Genomic DNA, 3,699 nt, shown 5'->3' with positions numbered 1-3,699 from the left:
CGTGAGCTTTTCCTCGTTGCGTAGAGTTTTTCGCTGATTTTCGGGTCTTTTCTTTTCATTTTTGCTTTACAGTGCCTATTTAGCTATTCCTACAAATTCATCATATCCAACCGTCATTACAAATTTTCTAAAACGCCGAAAGGGACACTTCCTTATGTGAAGTGTCCCTTTCGATAGTTTTTCCTTTCTCTCCACCTAATAAAGTACTTCCTAAATCTTTTCCGTTCATAACATTTCACCCTTTCCCCGATAATTCAGTCTCCTTCACTTACAACCGCAAAACATCCGCCTGGGATTCAGCTTTTTCTTTCACCTCCTCGGTTCCAAAAAATTCCAAAATTTCTCTATATGCCGCCGATACATTTTGTTTTCTGAAATCGATCAGACAGTCGGCGCACTCTTGTATGGAGTCTAAGCTGCTTTCAGCGTCTATCAGCAGAATTCCAGCTTTCTCCAGCGGTTTTACCCATTCAGATAAATTTTTAAATGTAGTGTGAAGCACCATCCGTATCCAATCTGTTTCGCTGCGGGAAGTCAGTAATGCTGCCTGATAGCTTTCTTTTTGGAGCAAAGCCAGCAATTCTTTCATCTGTTGGAATGGGCCGCATAATGCAACAACTGGCATAGGCCATTCGCCTACCTTTTTTGGAGAATTACGGCCTTCCCACATAGGCAGATCAGCCAGCGCCAAGTCTTTTGACAGCATTTTTCCCAAGGCATATGGAGTAGCCATACTATTTGTGCGGCACTTGAAAAAACTGTTTTCCGCAGCAAGCTGTTCCAGCACAGAGGTAGTAAAATCGCCCACAATAAGGTTGCTGCCGATAGGAGAATTTTTTTCCTGATAAAGACAGGCAGTTCCCGGTTCATAGCGGATACCTGTCACCCATGGGTATGCCGCTGGAAAAACAATGTGACCATTGTTGGCACAGGCGGCAAAAATACGGGTGCCCTTATCCGCAAGCTGTTTTGTCAGCTTTCCCAGTTCCTCCGTTTCCAGCCAGTTTTCGCTGCCAATGCTCATGCAAAGGTAATCGGGTGACTCATTCATACACCACTCCAGAGCAATGCAAACGTTTCCAATCATGATAGGTCTGTTTCCATCAGTTGTAGAAATAGTAGTAAGTTCAGCAGAATCAGGCATGGTTTCTGCAAGAATGGAAGCACAAATGGTGCCATGAGATCTTGATACTTCTGCACTTTTCTGGTTGAAGATTTTGCTATCATTGACATAGTAGAAATTGATGCATCTATCGTATAATAGTTGCAAAATACCATATGATATCCAATTATCTATACAAACAAGTTTTATACTACCCACTTCCCCTGTTTTATTTGGAAACATCTCTAAATTTCTTTGCTAATGAATCAATCGAAAAACCAACCATATTTACAAGGTAATTATCAATATTTATTGAATACTGGTTTTTAATGTACATCAGCAAACAATACAATTCCCCAGAATTCATATTAACATTTAAGCCTAATAAATTTTGTGAATCTTCTGGAATAAACCCTTTTAGCAAGAAAATTTGAGAACGAATATCCTCTACAAATACCTGAACATCATTCATATTGAGCACCCTTTACTCAAGATTTATATCAATAAACAATCTTGGCTATGCTGTAATTTTTAAATTCGTTGGTATCTTCTTTATAGAAAAAGTTTGTCCGTAAGTTCTTCCATGATAATATTCTTTGCTTCAACTAAGGAGTTATTGTCATATGGGTTTAAGAGAAAAGCATCTGAAAAAAAGACTCTGCAATAGAATTATTTACAGAAACTTTTTTATATGGAATATAAAAATCACAAGTCCTCTTTTCTTCTGGAGAAATATACAAAACTTTGTTAGATACAGATATGATCTTTATTTTTACATTGAATTTAAATTTGCATAATTTGATAAGTGTTTTGAGAATCTCTGCGTTGTATTCCTGATAATACACATTTAAAATACCTATATCACTTGGAATAGCATGAGATACTAAATATGCTAATTCTCCAAACTCATCAAACTCGAACTTACTTATTGGCATAATTCCACCCGGGACACCAACAATAAGCACTTCAGCGTTCTTTTGATCAATAAGATCCACCGCAAATTGATTAAGTTTTTGGATTTTTTCCAGAGAACTCTTGGATTCATCAAACATGAAAGAAGGAAAAGGTGAAATGCCAAAAAGTGAGGAATACTCTTTACTGGCAATCTGGGCTACCCTATAACCCGCACGAATAAACATTTCACTAACCATTAATTGTGTATTGAACTTTCCACACCCTTTTCCTGTACCTAAAATTATGATTACAGGAACGCTAATGTCTTGCAAGTTTCTATACCCCTTTAAGTCGATCTCAATATCAGGATAGTCTACAATTTCACCATCGATTCCATTCATCTTGAGTAAAGTAACTATCTTTTTTGAAGCCAAAAATCTTATTCCTAGTTCTTGAGCAACTTGGATTTGCTTTTGATATGGCAACGCTGAAACCACACTATTAGTGGGATCGCAAAGCAAAAGCGCATCACTTTTACTAATATTTTGAGGAATTACTTCTTCAATAATAGCCCCAATAGGCGGCCCTTTGTCTACAATGCCCGCATCCCCGCCTAAGAATCCAAATTCATGTGGAACGATCGGGATTACATGATCAAATTGCTGGAGCCTGTCATTGAATCTGCATAAAGGCATTGTGTGTTCAGTAAAAGGATAGATATATAAATTCGAGATTTCCATTATCAGCCCTGCCTTCTCAAACAAATAAATGTAAAATATGTATTTTACGCTAATCAATAATTTATTGGACTCTTTATGTATAATTATCAAAGCATACTTTGTTTTCCTTCAATGCCATAAAACTAATAAGTAATTCTCTTGTTGTGCTTCTAGTATTATCACATTTGGAGAGCCTTTTTTTATCGCTTACTCCCTTGGCATCCAGCATAGAAGCAACACATTGACCGCAAAACAAAAAGGCCCAGCACTGTCGGCATTCCTTTTCTGTTCCCTGGCCGATATTTAGAAGCCTTTGAATCTTTGCGATATCGAATCCCTCTAATGATCCAATACTCAATTCGGGAATTTCTGACACTTTTTCGCAGGGATAAAAAGTTCCGTCAATATCTAAAAAAGCCCTCTTGCTCCCAGCAAGGCACGGCCCGCCGGGGTGCCCGGCACGATAATTTACTGGTCCTAAAGTTAGACAGAAACTGATTCGTTCGAGTTCCTGGAGTATGTTGCCAAACAGCGAAAAATTTGAGCTATACGGCATTTCTGCTGTTGCAGCTAACAGCTGCATTACTTCGTTTTCCCTCTGCATGACCAGAACCTGTTCATCATATGGTTGGAGCGGTTTTGTTGCACCCGCATCACTTAATAAACTAATTTTTGAATTCGCATATGCGACTACACTTTCGTTTAATAAAAAACTTTTTGTACAATTGACATCTTTATATGGTGTTAATACCGTATTAGTCTGACATTTACGGAAATAGTCCGGATACAGTTGCTCTAGCTGGTATAGGTTTTTCATTATTATATCGAAGCTTCCTCTCCCATCACGGAACTTCCTATAGTAATCATGTAACTCCTTCGGCCCATCTAAACTAACAGTTAAGATGATCAATGTCATTAAGTTAGTACGCAAGGACGCACGCCAAAGGGCCAGGGGGCACAAAAAAGAGCAAAAGGAATTGGGGG

General features: G+C 38.3%; 4 protein-coding genes. All 4 read right to left on the bottom strand.

Annotation, left to right across the window (positions count from 1 at the left end; all coding sequences use genetic code 11):
* Positions 1-268: 268 nt before the first annotated feature.
* Complete coding sequence (locus D1841_RS16770; RefSeq protein WP_160644808.1) at positions 269-1,345, bottom strand: hypothetical protein; 1,077 nt, start codon at positions 1,343-1,345, stop codon at positions 269-271.
* Positions 1,332-1,574, bottom strand: a complete 243-nt coding sequence (locus D1841_RS16765; protein WP_160644807.1) for a hypothetical protein — start codon at positions 1,572-1,574, stop codon at positions 1,332-1,334. Before D1841_RS16765 ends, D1841_RS16770 begins: the two co-directional genes overlap by 14 nt.
* A gap of 157 nt (positions 1,575-1,731) precedes the next feature.
* A complete protein-coding gene (locus tag D1841_RS16760) occupies positions 1,732-2,736 on the bottom strand; it encodes a TIGR04066 family peptide maturation system protein (protein WP_160644806.1) in 1,005 nt (334 codons plus the stop codon).
* A 73-nt stretch (positions 2,737-2,809) separates the two neighbouring features.
* Positions 2,810-3,699: SPASM domain-containing protein (locus tag D1841_RS16755; RefSeq protein WP_207709233.1), on the bottom strand; the 890-nt coding region annotated here is incomplete at its 5' end.

Origin of the sequence: Neglectibacter sp. X4 (assembly GCF_009917365.1) — a bacterium.
GTDB lineage: Bacteria > Bacillota > Clostridia > Oscillospirales > Acutalibacteraceae > Acutalibacter.
The sequence above is the reverse complement of the archived record's forward strand: the minus strand, read 5'-3'. Positions and strand labels throughout refer to the sequence as shown.

Excerpts from the sequence above, each read along its gene's own strand:
- D1841_RS16765 (WP_160644807.1), bottom strand. The coding sequence starts at position 1,574 with ATGAATGATGTTCAGGTATTTGTAGAGGATATTCGTTCTCAAATTTTC.
- D1841_RS16760 (WP_160644806.1), bottom strand. The coding sequence starts at position 2,736 with ATGGAAATCTCGAATTTATATATCTATCCTTTTACTGAACACACAATG.
- D1841_RS16770 (WP_160644808.1), bottom strand. The coding sequence starts at position 1,345 with ATGTTTCCAAATAAAACAGGGGAAGTGGGTAGTATAAAACTTGTTTGT.